Genomic DNA, 21995 nt, shown 5'->3' with positions numbered 1-21995 from the left:
AGCTCGGTGCCGCCCCAGAGATGACCCCGCTTTCCCATGATCAATACCGCACGCTGCGTGCTGATGCCCAAGTCATCGAAGCTGACGGGCACGGAGAGAAGGTGTTGCGCTTGGCAGACGGCACGTTCCTCAAACTGTTCCGGCGCAAGCGGCTCGTTTCGTCTGCTCTGCTCTACCCCTACGCCAAACGCTTTGCCGATAACATCGAAGCGCTCAAAAGCCGAGGTATTGCCTGCCCGAGCGTAATTGGCGTGTACCGCGTCGCAATGCTTCAGCGGGACCTTGTGCACTATGCGCCGCTGCAGGGAAAGACGCTGCGTCAGATAGATGACCCGACCGAACGCCTGGCGTTACGTGCCCGCTTCGGCGCGTTCGTCGCCGAGTTGCACAATAAAGGAATCTATTTCCGCTCACTGCATTTGGGCAATGTCGTTTTGGGTGAAAACGGTGTACTGGGCCTAATTGATATAGCCGACCTTAGCGCAGGCAGAAGAACGCTCAGCAAGCGTAAGCGACTACGTAACTTCCGACATATCCTCCGCTATCCAGAAGACAGACACTGGTTAATCGATAACGGCGACCGCGTTTTCTTCGACAGCTATGTCCTTCATGCCAAACCAGCTGTCGCGATGTTCGAGCTAACTCAACTACTTCCAGACCCTCTGTAATGTTTAACCCTTTGACTTCGCGCATCATCATTAGCCCCGAAACTCGAGCCGTGCGAGCATCCCGATGGATCATCCGTCTGGTCTTACCAGTGGGCTGGCTAGCATTGCTAACCGGACTATTTTGGATCGGCGACCGGTCACTCTTTCACAAGCTCTATTACGCGCTGATCGCAACTCCTGCTTTGATTGCACTGATAATGCAGCCAACACTTAGCGCCCGGCTGCTACGCCATCCGATTATGATTGCCTACATCGCATTCGCCAGTTACATGTGTCTTACACTTTTATGGACAGATAGCGATACGTCAGCTCAGTCTCTGATCAAACGGCCGGTCTATGTGCTGGTACTCTTGCTCTCAGCGGCGCTGATGGCTTCGGATCAAGCGCACTTGCTATCACGAACGTTAAGAGTGGCAGGGGTAGCAGCCGCAATTAGCGGAGCAATTTCATATGGATATTTTCTATATAGCGGCCACGGCATCCTTGGTAAGGAGCGGTTCAGTGGATACGGCGCCCTGTACAATCCGCTACTTAGCGCGCATGTTTACGGTTTCTTCGCAGCGTTCTGGCTCGCCTCGTGGTTTGCTGCTCGAGAGAGTTCGGCAGCGCCGCTGATCTGCCTGGCCTTTCTCAGCGTTGTGATTATAGCTACCGGCTCACGCACTCCGCTTCTCGCGCTTTCGACTACTGCATTGTGGCTCTGCATGCTGAACGTGAACCGCCGGAGTCTAATGGTGATTTTGATAGGGCTGATGTTAGGGGCTGTTCTTTTATATCTCTACCCATCGGCAATCATGTCGAGAGGGCTATCTTATCGTCCCGACATTTGGATCGAAGCTCTGAAGCTTGCAAACGAGCAGCCCTTGTTCGGCTATGGCTACGAGCACCAATTATTGCTGGAACTCAAAGGCTCGGATCTTATTTTTAACGACCCCCACAACATTGAGTTGGCGGTGCTGCTAGCGGGTGGGCTAGTGGGGCTGGTGCTGTGGACAGTGTTGTACACCATCGCGCTCGTTTACAGCTGGCGCAACCGGAGCAATCCCGCGGTAGTGATTGCTTCGGCGCTGTTGATCTTTGGCTTGGTAGCCGGGCTCACTGAGGGACGCGACTTCCTGTCTCGCCCGAAAGAGCACTGGTTTCTGATTTGGATTCCGCTTGCATTGACCATCAGCGCATGGATCGGCGCGAGCAGTGGAAAGGGTAACGGCCTTGAAAGTTCTCAAAGGGTTTGAGCGGCGCCTGCGCAAAATAATAAAAAACTTGCGGGGACGCCCAGAGATACCGAGATTTTTACGTCCCCAGGTACGCTTTCGTGAACGTTATCCAAACTATGAGATAGGTCTGGGAAGTTATGGCATGCCGTGCGTACACGACTGGGACGAAGGCAGTACGTTACGCATCGGCAGTTATTGCTCGATTGCTGACAACGTGCAGATATTTCTCGGTGGCCATCATCGTGCCGACTGGGTAAGCACCTATCCCTTCCCCGCGTATCTACCGGAAGCTAGCGATATACGCGAATACGGTGGCACCCGAGGCGATGTGGTGATCGGCAGCGATGTCTGGATCTGCGCCAATAGCACCATTCTTTCCGGCGTGAACATCGGGCATGGCGCAGTCATTGCGAACGGCGCGGTCGTCAGTCGTGATGTCGAACCCTACGCTATTGTTGCTGGCAACCCAGCCGCAAGAATACGCTGGCGCTTCGATGAGCATATTCGGAACGAACTGCTAAACACTGCTTGGTGGGAATGGCCTGAGGAGGAGATACGCCGAACAGTACCGCTGCTATGCAGCAATGATTTGGCAGGTTTCCTGCGTTATGCACGATCACGTCCCGATGATGGCAGTAGCAAACGGTAAAGCCCACGTAATGTTTTTCCATCCCATGCGCTTAGCGGCAGTTGGCTCAATAACTGACGGGCAAGAGCCTTGTCTCGCCGCGCACACTTCAGAAACATCGAATTGCGGTAGTTGTTGCAGACTTGCTCGTATGCGGGGTGATCGCTGAAACGGGAAAACGTCCGCAGTACATTGTCGACCATGAACGGGTAGTTCTTGTAAGTGTTGGTAGCATGAACCCGGTAGAGCGCCATTACCTCCCCAAGCACATCGATAAACCAACCGGCACGCGTTATCTTGAGTTCGATAATAAGATCTTCAAGACGCACCTCAGGATCAAACCCGCCCACCGTCTCTAGCGCCTCACGGCGAAACAGGAGAGTTGCAGCTGGCGATCCGGGTTTCCGATTGAGAAAAATATCCTCAAAATCCAATCGGCGCCATGAGGGAGGCTTGTCGTTGCCAAGCGGCGTACCATCTGGACCGATGCTGGTAACGGAACCGGCGCAAATACCAACCTCTGGTTTATCGCGCATGTACTCGACCTGCGTTGCTAACCGGCCTGGCAACATGACGTCATCAGAGCCGAACGGCGCAACGTACTCACCGGTACTCCGCGCAATTGCAGCATTGAGCGTTCGAGATAGGCCTTGATTTTTCTGAACCTTGAAATCGAAGCCGAACTCTTTTTGCAAACGCTCTATAACCGCAACGCTGTCATCTGCTGAGCCATCATCTACCACGAGAAGCTCAAGGTTAGGATAGGTCTGGGCCATCACGCTGCGAATAGAGGCCTCTATATAAGGCCCATGGTTATAGGAAGCGATGATCACGCTGACTTTAGGACAAGGATCGTTGCTTACCAAAATTTCCACCAGGGTTGCGAAGATACGTTAGTAAAAGGGACGGAGACGACATCGCTGATCTCACGTGCAAGTTTGTCGTAGGCGTTCCGCGCCAACACATGCTCACGACCCTTAACCGCAATCGATTGAGCGAGGCCAGGATGCTCGCGAGCCCATTCCAAGCGTTCCAGCAACGACGCAAGATCATCATATAGCAGCAGATTTACGCCATCCTCCAGGCCTAACGCCTCCTCCTCTCCCCGGCCCTGACGCTTGGCCAAAAGCAGGCATCCGCAGGCCATGGCCTCGAAATTTTTCGCCATGTATTCGCTTAGTCCGACATCGGCACTGATGAAGATATTGATGCGGTTGAGTGTGTCTACGTATTCGTTTGCAGTGTGGGTACGCATGATTTCCAGCGGTTCCACTTTCGCGAGCGCTTCGAGCAGCGTTCGCCGGGCCGAGTACGCGGCGCTGCCGAGCCGCCCGATGAACCCTAATTCAATATCGCGCTTTTGATTCTGCAGAACCATACGAGCAGGGTCGAACCCCTTTGGGACGAAATGGGCGTCGACTCCAGCGGCACGTAGATGATTAGTAACGGCAAATCCCGTGCTGATTACCCGCACCCCTGGCAACCGCCGGTAGAAGCGTACAAACGCGCCGCTCCATCGGGATCCAGGCATGAAGTCAAGATAGGCGTCTTCCTCGTACAAGGTCAGCGCCGGCAGGGTGCGCAGAAATCGGCTCTGAGTGCGAACATGCTTGAACATCAGGTCAAGGATGACACGCTCATATTTATCAATCGCTATGTCGACAAAGTAGCGCCGCAAGCAACGCTGCTGGTCCTTGTCTAGAAAGCGCACATCAACTTGGGCGCCACCCTGTAACGATGACCACAATATGCGGTTATCCAATGCGCGGTCGGCACTGCTAAGCACAAGCACCCGCATTTCAAACTCTCCAGATCGAACGCAACAATTTGCGGGTATAAGACCAGTTAAATATCACCTTCCAGTCATACCGCAGCGCTTCGCGGTAGAAATATCGAGCCTCGTTCAGTGCCCCGGCACTCTGGAAAGTTCGAAACAAGGATAGGCAGCGTTGCGCCGCAAAGGGTCTTTTGAACACCTGCATTGATGCCGGCATACGCGTCTCTGTAAACACCTCATCGACCAGCCTTAGCTGCGCTGTTCGGGCATGTATAAGGCTATGTCGCAAGCTGGTGTCATGTTTGTGAATCAGCGCCAACGGACGATTCAGTACAGAGCAGGGGTAGCGAGCAAGCGCCTGAGCAAAGACGGGGATGTCTTCGCTACTGCGCAACGCTTCCGGATAATTACCCGCCGCAAATACATCGCGATGCATGGCGCACGCGCCATTAGACAGCGCAATAGTCTTATCAAGTAAATAAGCTCGAACACGGGCATAAGCAGTTTCCGGCAACGGATGCACCGGATGCCTGCGCTGGCGACCATCTGCTGAAACCGAACAATGTTCGCCTATGATCATCCTGGCGTCTGGATAACGGCCAATGTGAGCGACCAGCTGTTGTAATGCATCAGGCACCAGCTCGTCATCGGCATCCAGGAATAAAAGGTAGCGCCCCCGCGTCTGGGCTATCCCCAAATTCCGTACCGAGGCAGGACCACCGTTCTCTTTATAAATTACCCGCATAGTCTTACCGGCTTCAGCCAGCAGACTTTCCAAAACGGCACGTGTGTCATCGGTAGAACCGTCATCAATCACCAGCAACTCAGCGGCAGACGCCTGGAGTTGAGGTAGCACTGACCTCACGGCACGCGGCAAGGTATGCGCATAGTTGTAGGCTGGAATGACAACCGAAATGAGCGGTTGCTCACAATCGTCCTGCTGAGTCTGCGGGCCAGCCATCACGAGACGCTCTGATGCTGTCGGGCTAGGAGCATGAATGCCTTTTCGACTCGCCCGACGCTGAGAAAGCGCTTCCAGCTGTTCCTGAACGCACCTACCGAAATGACAGGCCGAACTACGACGTTTCGGCCCCACCCCGGCCGCCAGCAAAAGCCATCGCGCCGTTTGCGAAACAGCGTTAGTACTGGCACCCCGATCGCGGAGGCCAAATGGCCTACGCCCGAGTCGTTACCAACTACATAGCCTGACTCATACAAATACGCCGCGAGCTCACACGCATTTGCGAAGCGGGGAATCGGAAACTCCTCACCCAGTCGGGGCGCCCAGAGAGCGAACTCCTTCGGTGAGATAACGAACTGGGGGTCATAGCCGTTTAGCCGCAATCGTCGCGCCAAGTTCAGATATTTCTGGTGGGGCCAATTCTTCTTTTCGTTGTACGACGTAGGGTGCAACATCACCCTAAAGGGGTGACGTCTGGGTATCAGAGTATGGGGCATGACAAAGCCCGGATCAGCGGAGGCATTGCCCAGCCCCAGTTTCAACTGACAGAAAGCTACTGCCTGGTCCACCATCGATACGCTGTCATCGTTTAACACGCGCATCGGCCCAGCGCAGGTCGCAATCCGCGACATCACGCTCGCCTTGTCAGCGCCAACTCGTTGTTTTAGCCGAGGTAGGTGATCATGAACATACGCCGTGTCGACTCGAAGCGTACCCACAAATACAAAACGCTCGGCAAGCCTCGCCTTATCGGAGGCAGCGCTGGTGACGATACTGCCGCAGTCCGACATGACCAGATCGTATGCATCGGCTATGCCGAGCGTGTCTTCAACTTCGGGAAACGGCAACATTTCTAGGTCTGGCAACCAAGGAGCGAAGTGCGCCAAGTGGTTGCTAAGCATCGTTACCCTATAGCCAGCACGCGCCAAGTTGTTGGCTATCACTAGGTAGATCAGGCTGTCGCCTAATCCCATCGATGGCACTACCGCAATGCGGCAACTGTTGCGCCCGGACTCATCTACCGATGGCCCATCGCCCGAAATCAACGTCAAGACCATGCTTGCTCCACCCACTCTTATTGTTATCAGGTCACTGCTTAACGACCAGAACATCTTCCATGATCAAGTACTGCAAGTCCGAGCCATAAAACATATTCAATGCATCGGTGGGCGAACAGATCATCGGCTCGCCGCGGCGATTGAGCGAGGTGTTAAGAGAGACGCCGTTGCCGGTGAGTTTCTCCAACTCCAGCATCAGGTCGTACCAGCGCGGGTTGTGCTTGCGCTCCAGGACCTGGGCGCGAGAGGTGCCGTCCTCGTGCACCACTTCACCGACGCGTTCCTTCCAGCCCTCGTTGACCTCGAAGGTGAAGGTCATGAACGGGCTCGGATGGTCGACTTTGAGCATCTGAGACGCAACGGTATCGAGCATCGATGGGCAGAAAGGCCTCCAGCGCTCGCGGAACTTTATCTGCTCGTTGATCCGATTGGCCACACCTGGAACGCTCGGACAACCAATGATCGAGCGGCCGCCAAGCGCGCGCGGGCCAAACTCCATGCGGCCCTGGAACCACGCTACCGGATTGCCGTCGACCATGATCTGCGCGATCCGCTGCGGCATGTTGTCGATCTGCTGCCAGGTCGGCTTGCTCGGATGGCGCGCGCAGGCTGCGATGATGTCTTCGTTCGAGTAAGACGGTCCGAGATAGACATGCTCCATTTTCTCGACCGGCACGCCACGCTGATGTGAGACATAGGCCGCAGCGCCTACCGCTGTTCCTGCATCGCCTGAAGCGGGTTGGACGAAGAGCTCTTTAACCTCATCGCGGGCAATGATCTTCTGGTTGAGCTTGACGTTCAACGCGCAGCCACCCGCGAAGGCGATCTTGCCCGTTTCGCGAATGATGTCGCCCAGATAGTGATCCATCATCTGCAGCGCCAGCTTCTCGAACAGTGCCTGCATGCTGGCTGCATAGTGGATATAAGGGTCATCTGCGATATCACCCTCGCGCTTGGGGCCCAGCCACTCGATCAACTTGGGCGAGAAGTAGTACCCCTTGCCCTTGTCCTTGTGCCGGCGGAAACCGATCACGTTGGCGTAGTCAGTGTTGATGACCAACTCACCGTTCTCAAATTTGGCCAGGCGCGAAAAATCATATTTGGCAGCATCGCCATACGGCGCCATGCCCATCACCTTAAACTCGCCATCGAGCATCTCGAAGCCGAGGAATTCGGTAATCGCGCCGTAGAGCCCGCCCAGTGAATCCGGATCGTAAAACTCTTTTATCTTATGGATGCGGCCGTTCTCGCCATATCCGAAAAATGTCGTGGCGTACTCGCCCTTGCCGTCAATACCCAGGATCGCAGTCTTTTCCGCGAAACCCGAGCAGTGATAGGCGCTCGATGCATGGGCCAGGTGATGCTCAACCGGCTCGATTTTGATCTTCTTCAGATCGAAACCCAGTTGCTGCAGGCACCACTGGATGCGCTTGTAGTAGCGCTTGTAGCGGCGATTGCCGAACAGAATGGCATCCAACGCGCGATCCGGCGCGTACCAGTACCGCTTGGCATAATGCCAGCGAGCCTTCTCGAGGATGCTGATTGGCGCAAAAGGAATGGCGACCACATCGACATCGGCGGGTTTGATACCAGCGTGTTCCAGGCAAAACTTTGCTGATTCGTAAGGCATGCGATTCTTCGCATGCTTATCGCGTACGAAGCGCTCTTCTTCGGCTGCGGCGATCAGCTTACCGTCGATATATAGAGCGGCGGATGGGTCATGACTGAGGGCGCCGGAAAGGCCGAGAATTGTCAGTGCCACTGTAAAAAAGCCTCTTAAAAAAACGGTCTGGAGCTTAAAGCCGGAAGCTAGAAGCAATAGCGCGTATGTAGTACTCGCCCGAGGGCTTCTCTCCCAGCTTCAAGCGTCCTGCTTCTAGCTGCCTTTCGGTAAACGTATATCTAGCAAACGGTACAAAGTACTGCCTGCAGGCCAGTTGCACAGCAACCGCTCACGGTCCTTGGCAAAGGCCTGATGGAATCGAGCAGGGCTACGGTGCTGCTGCAGTGAGTCCAGGTCGATAAGCGCCCAGCTGCCGTCCCGCCATAGCACATTGGTGCCCTTCAGATCGCCATGACTAATTCGCTCACGAATAAGCGCCGCAAATAGCTGCTCCAGCGCCAGCAGCTCATGTTCTGGGGGGGCACCATCCACGTACGGGGCGAAACGGGTGATTATATCCTGGCCTTCAACGTAGTCGGTAATCAGATAGCTGCGTCCTCGAAGGCCGAGACGGCGAACTTCGATCATGGCCAGCGGCTGCGGCGTAGCGATGCCCAGCACCTCCAGACGATGCGCTTCAACCCAGCTGTGCCAGGCGCGAGATGGCCTCCAGAAGCGCTTGAGCCAGTGCAATACGCCCTTGATGTTGTAGCGTTTGATTACCAAGGGTCCTGCTTGAACATCTACCCTGGCAACCGTTGCACTGCCTCCCCGCTTGAGCGCCGCACCGGCGGCGATGTAGCCATCGGGATCATTGAGTACGTCGCGCAGGCCGGGTTCTCGCTCGCGACGCACGGCGACCAGCCCGACCTGATCGTGGCGCACACTGAACGCCGTGCAGTCGCGCCCGACCTTTTTGAGGTAGTTGGCGAGGCGCTGATGGCGGGCCACACGAGTCTTGTCCAGGAGCGCCTCGAGCGGAAGGGCATGCGCACTGTTGACCAACAGGTAGCTAACCAGCAGTTCTTCCACGAAGGGCTCAAGGACCGTGGGCAGCTGGGCAAAGAAAACAGCCAGGTTTTCCAGCACGCGCTCCCGCGATAACGGCTGGCCGGGGGTCTCGGCACGAATGCCACCGCCATCGATAAGGTAGAGCCGCTGCTTGTGGCGCATCAGGTTGTCGAGATGCAGGTCGCTTTGCCAGAGCCCTTTGGCATGCAGGTTTGCGATTTCGGCCAGCGCACAACCAAGAACCTCCTGCTGGTTTGCGCTTAAGGGCACCTCACACGCCACACCGAGCCAAGCATCGTGCAGGCTCTGCGCGCTTTCAAGATATTCGAATAGCAGCCAGCCTCCTGCCTCGCCGAAACCCTGATCCAGAAGGGCCGGCGTGTTCAGCTGCTGCGCAGCGAGCTGCTGTGCTCCTGCAAGTTCACGATCGAAATGACGGCGGGCGCGATCACCGACCATAAGCTTGGCAAGCACTTGGACTCCTCGCCACTGCGCACGAGCCACGTAGCGCTGTCCCGGCAACACACGCAACCACTGCATGATATGCAGCTCATCGGCACCCAGCGCGACGATCATCGGAAGAGAGGGAGTGCGCCCGGCCGAGCGCAGCTGCGCCAACTTCATGCCTGGGCCGCTTTGTATTGATGCCGCGCCTCGATACGACGCAGCCAGTTTTCAATCATGCGGCTGCTGGAGTCCTTTTCTAGGTAGGCCGCAAACAGGCAACGCAACTCATCTTCGCTCCAAAACCCAACGCGGCGGATCAATGCCTCCAAATCGCGTATGCGGTCTTTGCGCCCCAGCAATATGCGTGTCTTTTCCAGGTCGATCAAACATGCCTCGTAGCCGCTGAGGTGCTCGCGCAAGAAAATATGCTTGGGATAAAAACACCCATGGACTTCGCCAGCACTATGTAGCTGACGGGCCAGCCGTCCGCAGGAAGTGAGTACCGCCTGGCGGCTTGCCATTCCTAGATCTGACCACCGGCAAAGCAGACTGCTCAGGTCCTGCCAACCATCCAGCGCCCGAGTCAGCAGAACGGCGTTGACCGCACCTCGGGTACGGCGCTGCGCAAAGAATGCAGCTTCCAGTGTAGGAATATGCTTGTGCTGATAGCGGCGAATATTACGAAACTCAGCAGCAAAGGTCGGCTCACCGAACGGGTGACGCCAGCTACGCGACAGGTAGTTACTTTGCCGTTTAAGGTAATAACCGACACCACCGATATCGAGCCGGTACACGCTGCTCCAACCGCCGTCGACGGCGTTAGGCACATCGACGGCGTCAAGCTCCAACCTCCACAACGCGTCGAAGCTATCTAGGCTTGCGCTACGCAATGAACCTGCATGCGCTGGCGAAAGGAAATCCCTCATTCGCGTCCCTCGAAATAGGTCAGTATTTTCCTGATAAGCGCTTTGTCGTCCGCGCCGAGCCTCGCCAGCTGCCGATAGAGCAGAAAGAAACGTAGCCGCTGAGTACGGGACAAGGTGCACCTGGCGACCTTGTCCAGGCAAGCCAGGTCCTTAATGATGCGATGCCTCAGAACCGGCCCCCACCAGAAGTCACCTGAGGGGCAATCAATCAGGTACAGCTTGCCTGCTTCGTTGACCAGCAGGTTGCGCCATTTCAAGTCGTTATGAGCGAACCGGTGCACGTGAAGAGTGCGCGTTGCGCTTGCCAGTTGCTCACTGATCTGGCGAACCCACAGCGGGTCCGCCAGGCGTTCATCTCCATTCTTAGCCATGGCAGCCATATCTAGAGTGCCGGGTACTTCCAAGGTGACCAAGGCACCCCGCTGAAAGAACCCCGCACGGCGCTGCTGGCCCCAGGCAACCAGTGGAGCGACGGCGACTCCCCACTCATGAAAGTGCTGCAAATTCTGCCACTCAGCTTCGACGCGTGGACGCCCAATGAAACGCCGCACGCCTTTACCCGCCGCCCAGTAGCGTTTCACGTAGTAACGTTGTTCGCCGATGCTGACACGAACCACCTCGGATAGCGGGTCACGCGTGATTGGCTCGCCATTCAGCGCGAAAACGGCCTCGAGACTGGCGAACGCACGCGCCGCGTCGGAGTTGATTCCGTCAACGGTCCGCCAACGAATCACTGGTTGGCGCCTGACGCATATTTGCGCAGGAAGCGGGTCTGCAGCCTCTCCGACTTTCGCTGCAGCCAAGTCAACAACGAAACCTCGTCACGCAGGACGTCCCGTAGTGGCCGTTGGAAATAAATCTTTAGAAAGCGCAGCTTGTCACGGCGTGTCAGGCCGATGCCCAATGCCGAGAAGTACAACCCGGCCAGATCCTTGTTGCGCCAGCGGCGTGGCGTCTGGGCGCGGGTATGGGCGCGGTGAAGGTCGATGAGCGACAGGCGAAAATCCCGCGCCGTGACCGGCTTGTCCGTATGCAGCAGAAAATGGCAGATGTAGAAGTCGCGGTGATTGACTCCGGCACGGTGCATGTTCCCAGCCATGCTAGCGACTTCCGCAATCAGCGCGCGCTTGAGCGCAGGCTCCGGCGGTTGTTCACGCCAGTTCGCGGCGAAGTCCTCGAGGCTGACCGTCGGTGCCAGTTCTTCGGTGATGATGAACGAATGCTGGGTGGCGGGATTGCTGCCGCGCTCGCCATAGGCCACGGCGGTCATGGTCGGTACGCCGGCCTCGTGTAACCGTTGAATGGCCCGCCACTCCTGCCCAGCGCCAAGGACTGGCAGCTTGGCGGTGCTGAGGTTCTTGACGATCTCGCCCCAACCGATGCCGCGATGAATCTTGACGAAGTAACCGCGCCCGTCGATTTCGGTGCGCAAGGTGCGCCGACCTTCGAGTTCGCGGTAAACCTGCCCCTGCAGCTGCTCAACCGCCTCGAACGGATCGCGACCGGCCCAGAGGGTTTTGAAGGGCTCTGTGACGATCAACTTCATGGGCGCTCCGCGAGGATCACATCGGCAGCCCGCTCGGGCATGCTGTACAGATCGGCGCGTTCGGCAAAAGCGAGCGCGTTCTGCGACCACAGTGCGCGTTGCTCATTGCCCGCAAGCATCTCGGCCAGAAGCCGATCGAGATGGCCTTGCTCGAAAGGACTCGGCACCACGCGACCGCAGTCGGCATCGGCAATGTAGTGCGCATAGCCACATACATCGGTCACAAGCACCGGCAGCCCGGCGACCAGCGCTTCCAGCAGCACGGTACCGGTGTTCTCGTTATAGGCAGGATGGATCAGCAGGTCGGCACCCAGCAGGAACCGCGGAACGTCACTGCGGCCTTCAAGGAAGACAACTTGATCGGAAATGCCTAGATTCCGGGCCTGCAGCTGAAAGGACTTGGGGTCGTCCTGCCCAATGACGAACAAGCGAGTCCGTCGTTTCAGCTCTCGAGGCAGCGCAGCGACGGCTTTGAGGCTGCGGTCGAGTCCCTTGGTCTTGAAACCGGAACCGATCTGCACGAGCAGAAGAACATCGCTCTCAAGTCTGAATTCCCGTCGGAACTCGGCCCGGATGTCGAGGGCATTGGACGGCGCCTTTCGATCCTGGGCAATGCCCGGCGGCAGCAGGTGAAAACGATCAGCCGGCGTCGCGTAGTGCTTGATGAACAGCGGCTGCTGCACCTCGGAAATCATTAGGATCTGCGTCTTCGCCTCCGGGGCGAACACTGCCCGCTCGTACTCAGCGAAATGCTTGTAGCGGCCCCAACGGCGATAGATCGGGTTGCGCAGGGTCTGGGCCTTATCTTCGAAACAAGGGTCGGCGGCGTAATACACATCCAGCCCTGGCATCTTGTTGAAGCCAATCACCCGGTCAACTGGCCGCTTCGCCAGGTCGACTTGGACCCAGGCGGTGAAGCGCTCGTTGCGGGTGTGGTTGAACAGCGCCTTGACCGGCGCAATCAGCACCTCGAAACCCTCGGGCACCTCACCTTCCCAGATCATTGCGTAGACCCGGATCATATGGCCCCGGCGCTGACACTCGAGCGCGATGCGCATAAAATCGCGTTGCAGCCCGCCAAAGGGAAAATACTTATAGAGGATGAAGGCCAGCTGCATCAGGGTGTCTCCGATGACCGCAACAGGGCCTTGAGTTCGCTTGCGACGTGCTCGGCTGATAGCCCGTCGAAGCAGGGTTTGTGGCGATCGCCTTTACCGGCGTTAGGCCCAGGCGCGCACAAGTGTACTTGGGAACGGCCATAGGCGCCGACTCGGCCAGGCAGCGTGGGGCCATAAAGCGAAATGCTCGGAACGTCCAGCGCTGCGGCGAGGTGACCGAGCCCGGTGTCCACCGCCACACAGGCACGTGCCCCGGCAACCACTTTGGCAACACCGCCCAGATTGAGCCTGGGCAATACCGAAGCGCTCGGCAGGCCTTGGGCGATTCGTTCGGCTCGGGCCTTTTCTTCTGCATTGCCCCAAGGCAGACGGATCGCCCAGCCGAACTCGCTCATACGCTCGGCCAGTTGGCGCCAGTAAGCCTCCGGCCAATGCTTGCTCGGCCAGGTGGTGCCATGCAGGAACAGTAAATAGGGCTGTTCGCCTGGTGTGGCCAGCTGACTGCGGTCCAGACCGTAGTCGGCAATCATCTCAGGAATCGAGTAGCCGAGCGCCTGGGCAAATAATTGACGCACCCGCTCGAGCGCATGCTGGTCCCGAGGCACGGCATAGCATCGATCATAGAAACGCGACGCCAGCGGTTCGCGTATTGAATCACGATCAAACCCTGCAACCGGCGCCTTAACGTAACGTGTCAACCAGGCGCTTTTGAGCAGTCCTTGCGCATCGATCACCAGGTCGTAACGGGTCTCGCGCAGCCGTGCCTTGAAGCGCCGCCACTCGCCGGAACGAAGGGTTTGCAGCGGATGCTTGCGCCAGCGGCGAATGGCCACGGGAATTACCTGCGCAACCGCCGGATGCCAGGCAGGGATCTCAGCGAAACCCTCCTCCACCACCCAATCAAACTGAATACCGGGGATGGCGCGCTGCGCGTCGGTCAACGCCGGAAGCGTATGGATCACGTCACCCAGCGAAGAGGTCTTGACCAGCAACACCCTCACTCAGCGCACCTCGACTGGCTGTGGAACCAGGCGCCCTAGCGCCTCGATGACCGGGCGCGGTGTCAATTCACGCATGCAGTTGTTATGGCCAAAACGGCAGGTGCGTTCGAAACAGGGACTGCAATCGAGCCCCAGACGCACGACTTCGACCTGATCGGACAATGGCGGGGTGAAGGCCGGTGACGTCGAACCATAGACCGACACCAGCGGCCGCCCGAGCGCGGCGGCGACGTGCATCAGTCCCGAATCGTTGGAGACCACCGCTTCGGCGCAGGAAAGCAGATCGATGGCCTCGGCCAGACTGGTTTCGCCAGCCAAGTTCAGCGCCTCTTCACGCAGCCCAGGGATCAACTGTTGCAGGATCTGCTCGCCGACAGCGTGGTCGTTTTTCGAGCCGAACAGCCAGACCTGCCAGCCTTCGCGAATTTTCACCTCGGCAACCTTGGCGAAATGCTCGGCCGGCCAACGCTTGGACTCACCGAACTCCGCTCCGGGGCAAAGCGCCAATACCGGGCGATCAAGAGAAAGTCCGAAACGCGTCAGCGCTGCGTCGCGGGTCTCTTCGACGATACGCAGAGCGGGCTTCGGGTAGGGTTTCGGCAGCTCGGCGCCAGGCTCGTAAGCCAGCGCCATAAAGCGCTCGATCATCAGCGGATAGCGTTGCTTGTCCAGCTTGCGCATGTCGTTGAGCAGGCCGAAACGCATCTCGCCCCGCCAGCCGGTACGCTTGGGAATACCGGCAAAGAACGGGACCAAGGCGGACTTCAGCGAGTTGGGCAGCAGGATCGCCTGTTCATACTTTCCCCGCAGCCCCTGGGCGATGTTGCGCCGGGTCGCCATGTCGAGCACACCGTGCCCGACCGGAAAGCTCAGCGCCTGACGCACCTCGGGCATACGCTCAAGAATAGGGCGACTCCACTCTGGCGCGAGCACGTCGATCTGGCAACCGGGATGACGCTGTTTCAGACAGACAAACAGCGTCTGCGCCATCACCATGTCGCCGACCCAGCTAGGACCCACAATCAGAATATTCATAAAGACAGCTTCAAGCTTCGGGCCTCAAGCCGCAAGCACGAGCAGCTCAGGCGCTCGTGCTTGCGCAAGGCCCGCGCTTACTTGACCAGCGTCCGCCATTCAGCGTGCGCATCGGTCTTGCCGGAGACGAGATCGAAGTACGCCTTCTGAACACGCTCGGTCACCGGGCCGCGACGACCGATACCGATATTGCGGCCATCCACTTCGCGGATTGGGGTGACTTCTGCGGCAGTGCCGGTGAAGAAGGCCTCGTCAGCGATGTAGACCTCGTCCCGGGTGATGCGCTTCTCTACTACCTTGATGCCAAGCTCTTCAGCCAGGGTCAGTACGGTGCCGCGGGTGATGCCATTGAGGCAGGCGGTGACTTCGGGGGTGTAGATCACGCCGTCCTTGATGATGAAGATGTTCTCGCCCGAACCTTCGGCGACATAGCCTTCCGGATCCAGCATCAATGCTTCGTCGGCGCCGCCGGAGATGGCTTCCTGCAGGGCGAGCATGGAGTTGATGTAAGCACCGTTGGATTTGGCGCGGGTCATGCTGATGTTCACGTGATGGCGGGTAAAGGAGCTGGTGCGCACCTTGATGCCCACCTCCAGCGCTTCGTCGCCCATGTAGGCGCCCCAGTGCCAGGCGGCGACGATCACGTGGACCTTCAGGCCGCTGGCGCGCAGCCCCATGCCTTCGGATCCGTAGAAAACCATCGGGCGAATATAAGCGCTTTCCAGATTGTTCTCGCGAACGGCGGCGCGGGTGGCCTCGTTAATTTCCTCTTTCGAAAACGGCATCTTCATATTCATGATGTGCGCCGAATCGAACAGGCGATCAGTGTGCGCCTGCAGGCGGAAGATAGCGGTGCCGGCTGGCGTGTTGTAAGCACGCACGCCTTCGAACACGCCCATACCGTAATGCAGGGTGTGAGTCAGTACATGGGTGGTCGCATCGCGCCACTGCACCATCTCACCGTCATACCAGATCACGCCATCACGATCGGCCATCGACATTGTTGCCACCTCAAAATTCGAAAAATGCTGTTTGCCGACGAGATCAGCTGAGCCCCAGCTCACGCCAGATGCGCATCACCGCGCGACGCTCGTCATGAAATTGATCCCCGCTTACCACGCCAGGCAGTTTCTGCAGTGATTGCCGGTGGGCCGCAGCGCGGTATGCCTTGTAGGCATCCTGCAGCAACCGAACCTCATCGCCGGTCATCAACCCGGCCTGCTCCAACCCATCGAGAATGCGGATATTGTCGGTATAGCGCAGCAGTTGCGGATGCTGGTGCGACCACGCCAAAGCCGCGTATTGCACCATAAATTCGATATCCACGATACCACCGGCGTCCTGCTTGAGATTGAACTCACCCTCCGCCAAAAAGGCTTTGTCAGCCATGCCGGCCTGAGTGGAGCGGGTCCCGAGGTTGTCACGCATCTTGGTGCGCATATCGCTGACTTCGCCGCGCAGCTGTTCGAGATCACGCGAGCGCCCGAGCACCGCAGCACGGACTTTTTCGAAATCCGTTGCCAGCTGTGGACAGCCGACCAACACTCGGGCCCGCACCAACGCCTGATGCTCCCAGGTCCAGGCCTCCTCGCTCTGGTAGCGACTAAAGGCATTCAGCGAGCTGACAAGCAAGCCGGATACGCCTGACGGTCGAAGGCGCATGTCGACCTCGTAGAGTTGGCCTGAAGTCGTCTGGGTGGTCAGCAGATGAATGATGCGCTGACCCAGGCGGGTGAAGAACTGTGCGCCATCGATGGGCTTGGCACCGTCTGTTTCGGCGTTCGGGTCGCCGTCATGGATGAACACCAGATCCAGATCAGAGCCATGGCCAAGCTCGATTCCACCAACCTTGCCATAGCCCAGGATGATAAAGGCCGGATCGCACAGCGAACCGTCGGCACGCCTCGGCTGGCCGTGCCGCGCGACGGTGTGGCGCCAAGCCAGGGCCAGCACCTCTTCGAGAATGGCCTCGGCGAGCCAGGTCAAGTAATCGCTAACCTTCATCAGCGGCAAGGTGCCGGCGATCTCGGAAGCCGCAACCCGCAGTCGGTGCGCCAGCTTGAAGTGGCGCAGCGCTTCCATCTGTTGCTCGAGGTCGTCCTCGGGAATGCGCGCCAGCCGCTCGCGCAATTCGGCAGCGAGTTCCGGCGCCAGCGGCGGGCTGAACAGCCGCCCCGCGTTGAGCAGCTCGTCGAGCAGCAACGGAAAGCGCGCGATCTGCTCGGCGATCCATGGACTGCCGGCGCAGAGCTCGAGCAAGCGCTGCAACGCGCCGGGATTTTCGGTCAGCAACACCAGATAGGCGGAGCGACGTGCGACCGCCTCGACCAGCGGCAATACGCGCTCCAGCACCAGATCAGGATCATCCTGCTCAACCGCCTGAGCCAACAACCGAGGAATGAAGGCATCGAGACGCTCGCGGCCGAGACGCTGCATGGTCCGCACCTGATTGCCGCTACGCAAAGCCGCGAGTCGCTGGCAGGCGGTCTGACCGTCGCGAAAACCCGCATCGCTCAACTGACGGCAGGCAAATTCCTCGTCCCAATCCTGCTCCCACAATGGCAGCCACTCGCCACCTGCCAACGACTCGCCTTCGGCGTTTTCGTCTTCGTCGGGATCGGCAATCACCTGACGGAAATGCCAATCCACTCGACCGCGCCAATGAAGAAGCTGTTGGTGGAAGGCTTCCCAATCGCTGAAGCCCATGATCAAAGCGACGCGATCACAATCGATCTGGTTGTCCGGCAGCATCTGTGTTTGGCGATCATCGATGGCCTGCAGCGCATGCTCGGTGTAACGCAGGAATTCATAGGCTTCGCGCAATTCCTCGACCGCAGCAGGCGGCAGATAGCCCTGCCCGGCCAGGGTTGTCAGCACCTTAAGCAAGGGCCGCTGCTGCAAGCTCAGGTCGCGCCCCCCGTGGATGAGCTGGAAAGCCTGAGCGATGAATTCCACCTCGCGAATGCCACCCGAGCCCAGCTTGATGTTGGCGGCCATACCCTTGCGCCGCACTTCCTGCTGGATCAGCTGTTTCATCGTGCGCAGCGCATCGATCGCGGAAAAATCGAGGTAGCGCCGATAGACGAAGGGCCTGAGCATTTCCAGCAACTCCTTGCCGGCCGCTTCGCTGCCGCCGACCACCCGAGCCTTGATCATGGCGTAGCGTTCCCAGTCGCGCCCCTGGTCCTGGTAGTACTGTTCCAGCGCATTGAAGCTCAGCACCAGCGAGCCGGACGAGCCATAAGGTCGCAGCCGCATGTCGACGCGAAAGACAAAGCCGTCCAGGGTCGGCGCATCCAGCGCCTTGATCAGCCGCTGACCGAGGCGAATGAAGAATTCCTGATTATCCAGTGAACGCTTGGTCCCCACAGTTTCGCCGCCTTCCGGATAACCGAAGATTAGATCGATATCGGATGACAGGTTGAGCTCGCGCGCGCCCAGCTTGCCCATGCCAAGGATGACCATCTGCTGCGCCTCGCCGCTGCGCCGACCGGTCGGCACACCGAACTGCTCGCAATGGCGCTCATACAACCATTGATAGGCAAGATCGATACAGGCGTCAGCCATGTCGGACAAATCGCCGCAGGTCTCGGCGAGATCAGCCTGACGAGTAAGGTCACGCCAGATGATTCGTACCTGTTGGCGGTTGCGGAACCGGCGTAGCCGATTGGCCAGACTCTCTTCGTCCAGGCAGTCGCTGAGCAGCTCTGCGAGCACTGCACGCATTTCGCCCGCCTTCAACGATCGCTCCAGCAACCCGCTCTCGGCCAACTGGAGCAGCAATTCAGGATCTCGGCTAACCTGTTCGCTGACGAAGTCGCTGGCGGCGCAAACCCGACCGAAAGCCTCACGACGCATCGTCGGCCATGCCAAGAACCGCTGTTCAGCCTGCTCCGATGAGTCGCGCAGAGCGCCGAGGAACGTCTCCACGGCACGGGTGACCAAAGATTCAAGCGACGGCGGCAGTGCAACCAGCGATGGCAAACTCATGAATGTTTCCTTAGCGCAAGAATGGCTAGAGGGATAGCGAAAACGTCCGGACTAGAGCCCCTGACGCCGGAGCCAGCCAGCTAGGCCGGCTCGCCGCGATGTAGTTTTACTACGAAAGAATGTGACAGGGGGCTGAATCAGCCGCGGTTTTGTAGTAAAACTACAGAGCCCGGCTCTACCCCCGGCAAACATCCAAGAACATATACGCGCCGGCCCACAAAGCCGGCCGCGAAGCAGGCAACCGATTCTGGAAGCCTTTCCGCCCTGGAGCAAGCCATGCAAGATCTCGATCCCGTCGAAACCCAGGAATGGCTGGACGCCCTCGAGTCAGTTCTCGACCGCGAAGGCGAAGACCGCGCCCATTATTTAATGACCCGGATGGGGGAGCTGGCCACCCGTAGCGGCACACCGCTGCCCTACGGCATCACCACGCCGTACCGCAACACCATCCCCGTTACCCGCGAAGCCAAGATGCCCGGCGACCTGTTCATGGAACGCCGCATCCGCTCTTTGGTCCGCTGGAACGCGCTGGCAATGGTGATGCGCGCAAACATGAAGGACCCGGACCTGGGTGGACATATTTCCACCTTCGCCTCCAGTGCGACGCTCTACGACATCGGCTTCAACTACTTCTTCCAGGCGCCTACTGAAGAGCATGGCGGCGACCTGATCTACTATCAGGGCCACGCCTCTCCGGGCATCTATTCGCGTGCCTTCCTCGAAGGCCGCCTGAGCGAAGACCAGATGCTCAACTTCCGACAGGAAGTGGATGGGCAAGGTCTGTCGAGCTACCCGCACCCACACCTGATGCCGGACTTCTGGCAGTTCCCGACCGTATCCATGGGCCTGGGCCCGATCACCGCGATCTACCAGGCGCGCTTCATGAAGTACCTGGAAAACCGTGGCTTCATTCCGAAGGGCAAGCAGCGCGTCTGGTGCTTCATCGGCGACGGCGAGTGCGACGAGCCGGAAACCCTCGGCGCGATCTCGCTCGCCGGCCGTGAAAATCTCGACAACCTGGTGTTTGTCATCAACTGCAACCTGCAGCGTCTGGATGGCCCGGTCCGCGGTAACAGCAAGATCATCCAAGAGCTGGAAGGCGTGTTCAAAGGCGCCAACTGGAACGTCAACAAGGTCGTCTGGGGCCGCCTGTGGGACCCGCTGTTCGCTGCCGACGAAGACGGCCGCATGCAGCGCCGCATGGACGAGGCAATCGACGGGGAATACCAGAACTACAAGGCCAAAGACGGCGCCTATGTGCGCAAACACTTCTTTGGTGCTGACCCTGAACTGCTCAAGCGCGTCGAGAGCATGTCGGACGAGGAAGTCTGGAAGCTCAACCGCGGGGGCCACGACCCCTACAAGGTCTATGCAGCCTACCACCAGGCGGTCAACCACAAGGGTCAGCCGACGGTCATCCTGGCCAAGACCATCAAGGGCTACGGTACCGGTGCCGGTGAGGCGAAGAACATCGCCCACAACACCAAGAAAGTCGATATCGACAGCCTGAAGTTGTTCCGCGATCGCTTTGACATCCCGGTCAACGATTCGCAGTTGGAAGAGCTGCCGTTCTACCGTCCGGCTGAAGACAGCGCCGAGATGCGCTACCTGCGCAAATGCCGTGAAAAGCTGGGTGGCTCGCTGCCGCAGCGTCGCGCCAAGAGCTTCAGCATCCCGACACCGCCGCTAGACACCCTCAAAGCGGTGCTCGACGGTTCCGGCGATCGCGAGATTTCCACCACCATGGCTTTCGGCCGGATCCTGTCGCAGCTGGTCAAGGACAAGGATTTGGGCAAGCGCATTGTCCCGATCCTCGCCGACGAGGCGCGGACTTTCGGTATGGAAGGCATGTTCCGCCAGCTGGGCATCTACTCACCGGTCGGACAGCTGTACGAGCCGGTCGACCGTGATCAGGTGATGTACTACCGCGAAGAAAAGGATGGCCAGATCCTGCAGGAAGGCCTCAACGAGGCCGGGGCGTTCTCCTCGTTCATCGCGGCGGGTACTGCCTATAGCAACTACAACCAGCCGATGCTGCCGGTCTACATCTTCTACTCGATGTTCGGCTTCCAGCGGATCGGCGATCTGGCCTGGGCGGCGGGCGATGCCCAGACCCGCGGCTTCCTGTTGGGCGGTACCGCCGGGCGCACGACGCTCAATGGCGAAGGCCTGCAGCACGAGGACGGCCACAGCCACATCCTGGCCAGCACCATCCCCAACTGCCGCAGCTATGACCCCACTTACGGCTACGAGCTAGCGGTGATCATGCACCACGGCATGCACGAGATGATGGAGCAGCAGAAGAGCGTCTACTACTACATCACCGTGATGAACGAAAACTACCAGCAGCCGGCCATGCCGCAGGGCGTCGAAGACGGCATCCTAAAGGGCATGTACTTGCTCGAGGAAGCCAAGGGCGACTTCAAGCACCGTGTGCAGCTGCTGGGTTCCGGCACCATCCTGCGTGAAGTGCGCGCTGCGGTGGACATTCTCGCCAAGATGGGCGTGGGCGCCGACGTCTGGAGTGTCACCAGCTTCAACGAGCTGCGCCGTGATGGCCTGGCCGTGGATCGCTGGAACCGTCTGCACCCGACCGAAGAGCCGCGCAAGAGCTATGTAGAGCAGTGTCTGGAAGGTCGCGAAGGTCCAGTCGTGGCGTCTACCGACTACATGAAGCTGTTCGCCGATCAGATTCGTCAGTGGATCCCATCACGCGAATACCAGGTGCTGGGTACCGACGGCTTCGGCCGCAGCGACTCGCGCGCCAAGCTGCGTGACTTCTTTGAAGTCGACCGTCGCTGGGTTGCCGTCGCGGCACTGCAGGCACTCGCCGATCGCGGCGCCATCGAACGCACGGTCGTGGCCAATGCCATCACCGAGTTCGGTATCGACCCCGAGAAGCGCAATCCTCTGGATTGCTGATGCTGCGTGCGCACAGGAGAACCTATT

The 21995-nt window shown here is 58.7% G+C and carries 18 protein-coding genes; 4 read left to right on the top strand and 14 right to left on the bottom strand.

What is annotated here, in order from left to right; all coding sequences use genetic code 11:
- Positions 1-20 precede the first annotated feature (20 nt).
- The 3 genes from ACIGHL_RS11875 to ACIGHL_RS11865 are packed head-to-tail and all read left to right on the top strand — an operon-like array spanning position 21 to position 2534.
- Positions 21-668 (top strand): BUD32 family EKC/KEOPS complex subunit, encoded by a 648-nt coding sequence (locus ACIGHL_RS11875; protein ID WP_446697566.1) that lies wholly within the window; start codon positions 21-23, stop codon positions 666-668.
- On the top strand, positions 668-1903 hold the full coding sequence (locus ACIGHL_RS11870) for an O-antigen ligase family protein (RefSeq protein WP_446697565.1): 1236 nt from the start codon (positions 668-670) through the stop codon (positions 1901-1903). The genes ACIGHL_RS11875 and ACIGHL_RS11870 overlap by 1 nt, the downstream gene beginning before the upstream one ends.
- Complete coding sequence (locus tag ACIGHL_RS11865) at positions 1881-2534, top strand: CatB-related O-acetyltransferase (RefSeq protein WP_371916878.1); 654 nt, start codon at positions 1881-1883, stop codon at positions 2532-2534. Before ACIGHL_RS11870 ends, ACIGHL_RS11865 begins: the two co-directional genes overlap by 23 nt.
- Here the strand turns inward: ACIGHL_RS11865 and ACIGHL_RS11860 are convergent.
- From ACIGHL_RS11860 to glnE, 14 genes are all read right to left on the bottom strand, one after another.
- Positions 2492-3379 carry a glycosyltransferase family 2 protein gene (locus ACIGHL_RS11860; RefSeq protein ID WP_446697608.1) on the bottom strand — a complete coding sequence of 296 codons (888 nt, stop codon included), beginning with the start codon at positions 3377-3379 and terminating at the stop codon, positions 2492-2494. The two genes, ACIGHL_RS11865 and ACIGHL_RS11860, sit on opposite strands and share 43 nt — an antisense overlap.
- Entirely contained in the window at positions 3373-4311 is a 939-nt protein-coding gene (locus tag ACIGHL_RS11855; protein WP_446697564.1) for a glycosyltransferase family protein, read from the bottom strand. The genes ACIGHL_RS11860 and ACIGHL_RS11855 overlap by 7 nt, the downstream gene beginning before the upstream one ends.
- 1 nt (position 4312) lies before the next feature.
- A complete protein-coding gene (locus tag ACIGHL_RS11850) occupies positions 4313-5251 on the bottom strand; it encodes a glycosyltransferase family 2 protein (protein WP_446697563.1) in 939 nt (312 codons plus the stop codon).
- The gene (locus tag ACIGHL_RS11845; protein WP_446697562.1) at positions 5251-6309 is read right to left on the bottom strand and encodes a glycosyltransferase family 9 protein; all 1059 of its coding nucleotides are present in this window, start codon (positions 6307-6309) and stop codon (positions 5251-5253) included. Before ACIGHL_RS11845 ends, ACIGHL_RS11850 begins: the two co-directional genes overlap by 1 nt.
- A 31-nt stretch (positions 6310-6340) precedes the next feature.
- Complete coding sequence (locus ACIGHL_RS11840; RefSeq protein WP_064480723.1) at positions 6341-8071, bottom strand: carbamoyltransferase family protein; 1731 nt, start codon at positions 8069-8071, stop codon at positions 6341-6343.
- A gap of 114 nt (positions 8072-8185) precedes the next feature.
- Positions 8186-9607 (bottom strand): lipopolysaccharide kinase InaA family protein, encoded by a 1422-nt coding sequence (locus ACIGHL_RS11835; RefSeq protein WP_446697561.1) that lies wholly within the window; start codon positions 9605-9607, stop codon positions 8186-8188.
- Positions 9604-10356 (bottom strand): lipopolysaccharide kinase InaA family protein, encoded by a 753-nt coding sequence (locus tag ACIGHL_RS11830; protein ID WP_446697560.1) that lies wholly within the window; start codon positions 10354-10356, stop codon positions 9604-9606. Before ACIGHL_RS11830 ends, ACIGHL_RS11835 begins: the two co-directional genes overlap by 4 nt.
- A complete protein-coding gene (locus ACIGHL_RS11825; RefSeq protein ID WP_446697559.1) occupies positions 10353-11090 on the bottom strand; it encodes a lipopolysaccharide kinase InaA family protein in 738 nt (245 codons plus the stop codon). Before ACIGHL_RS11825 ends, ACIGHL_RS11830 begins: the two co-directional genes overlap by 4 nt.
- Positions 11087-11902, bottom strand: coding sequence for a lipopolysaccharide core heptose(I) kinase RfaP (gene rfaP, locus ACIGHL_RS11820; protein ID WP_446697558.1), 816 nt, complete (start codon positions 11900-11902; stop codon positions 11087-11089). The genes ACIGHL_RS11825 and rfaP overlap by 4 nt, the downstream gene beginning before the upstream one ends.
- Positions 11899-13020 carry a glycosyltransferase family 4 protein gene (locus tag ACIGHL_RS11815; RefSeq protein ID WP_446697557.1) on the bottom strand — a complete coding sequence of 374 codons (1122 nt, stop codon included), beginning with the start codon at positions 13018-13020 and terminating at the stop codon, positions 11899-11901. Before ACIGHL_RS11815 ends, rfaP begins: the two co-directional genes overlap by 4 nt.
- Positions 13020-14021, bottom strand: coding sequence for a lipopolysaccharide heptosyltransferase I (waaC, locus tag ACIGHL_RS11810; RefSeq protein WP_446697556.1), 1002 nt, complete (start codon positions 14019-14021; stop codon positions 13020-13022). The genes ACIGHL_RS11815 and waaC overlap by 1 nt, the downstream gene beginning before the upstream one ends.
- Positions 14022-15056 carry a lipopolysaccharide heptosyltransferase II gene (gene waaF / locus ACIGHL_RS11805; RefSeq protein ID WP_446697555.1) on the bottom strand — a complete coding sequence of 345 codons (1035 nt, stop codon included), beginning with the start codon at positions 15054-15056 and terminating at the stop codon, positions 14022-14024. It lies immediately after the preceding gene.
- Positions 15057-15133: 77 nt separating this feature from the next.
- Positions 15134-16057: a branched-chain-amino-acid transaminase gene (gene ilvE, locus ACIGHL_RS11800; protein WP_446697554.1), complete on the bottom strand. Its 924-nt coding sequence runs from the start codon at positions 16055-16057 to the stop codon at positions 15134-15136.
- A 43-nt stretch (positions 16058-16100) separates the two neighbouring features.
- Positions 16101-19046: a bifunctional [glutamate--ammonia ligase]-adenylyl-L-tyrosine phosphorylase/[glutamate--ammonia-ligase] adenylyltransferase gene (gene glnE / locus ACIGHL_RS11795; RefSeq protein ID WP_446697553.1), complete on the bottom strand. Its 2946-nt coding sequence runs from the start codon at positions 19044-19046 to the stop codon at positions 16101-16103.
- 276 nt (positions 19047-19322) lie between these two features.
- Here glnE and aceE point away from each other — a divergent pair, with 276 nt between their 5' ends.
- Positions 19323-21968, top strand: a complete 2646-nt coding sequence (aceE, locus tag ACIGHL_RS11790; RefSeq protein WP_446697552.1) for a pyruvate dehydrogenase (acetyl-transferring), homodimeric type — start codon at positions 19323-19325, stop codon at positions 21966-21968.
- Positions 21969-21995: the final 27 nt, after the last annotated feature.

The sequence above is a fragment of the Pseudomonas sp. NPDC077451 genome, from assembly GCF_044543345.1.
Taxonomy (GTDB): Bacteria; Pseudomonadota; Gammaproteobacteria; order Pseudomonadales; family Pseudomonadaceae; genus Stutzerimonas.
Note: the sequence above shows the minus strand (reverse complement) of the source record. Positions and strands in the feature narration are given on the sequence as shown.

Coding starts and splice junctions, on each gene's coding strand:
- ACIGHL_RS11830 (WP_446697560.1), bottom strand. CDS start 10,356: ATGAGGGATTTCCTTTCGCCAGCGCATGCAGGTTCATTGCGTAGCGCA.
- ACIGHL_RS11850 (WP_446697563.1), bottom strand. CDS start 5,251: ATGGCTGGCCCGCAGACTCAGCAGGACGATTGTGAGCAACCGCTCATT.
- ACIGHL_RS11845 (WP_446697562.1), bottom strand. CDS start 6,309: ATGGTCTTGACGTTGATTTCGGGCGATGGGCCATCGGTAGATGAGTCC.
- waaF (WP_446697555.1), bottom strand. CDS start 15,056: ATGAATATTCTGATTGTGGGTCCTAGCTGGGTCGGCGACATGGTGATG.
- ACIGHL_RS11855 (WP_446697564.1), bottom strand. CDS start 4,311: ATGCGGGTGCTTGTGCTTAGCAGTGCCGACCGCGCATTGGATAACCGC.
- ACIGHL_RS11870 (WP_446697565.1), top strand. CDS start 668: ATGTTTAACCCTTTGACTTCGCGCATCATCATTAGCCCCGAAACTCGA.
- ACIGHL_RS11835 (WP_446697561.1), bottom strand. CDS start 9,607: ATGAAGTTGGCGCAGCTGCGCTCGGCCGGGCGCACTCCCTCTCTTCCG.
- ACIGHL_RS11815 (WP_446697557.1), bottom strand. CDS start 13,020: ATGCAGCTGGCCTTCATCCTCTATAAGTATTTTCCCTTTGGCGGGCTG.
- aceE (WP_446697552.1), top strand. CDS start 19,323: ATGCAAGATCTCGATCCCGTCGAAACCCAGGAATGGCTGGACGCCCTC.
- rfaP (WP_446697558.1), bottom strand. CDS start 11,902: ATGAAGTTGATCGTCACAGAGCCCTTCAAAACCCTCTGGGCCGGTCGC.
- ilvE (WP_446697554.1), bottom strand. CDS start 16,057: ATGTCGATGGCCGATCGTGATGGCGTGATCTGGTATGACGGTGAGATG.
- glnE (WP_446697553.1), bottom strand. CDS start 19,046: ATGAGTTTGCCATCGCTGGTTGCACTGCCGCCGTCGCTTGAATCTTTG.
- ACIGHL_RS11875 (WP_446697566.1), top strand. CDS start 21: ATGACCCCGCTTTCCCATGATCAATACCGCACGCTGCGTGCTGATGCC.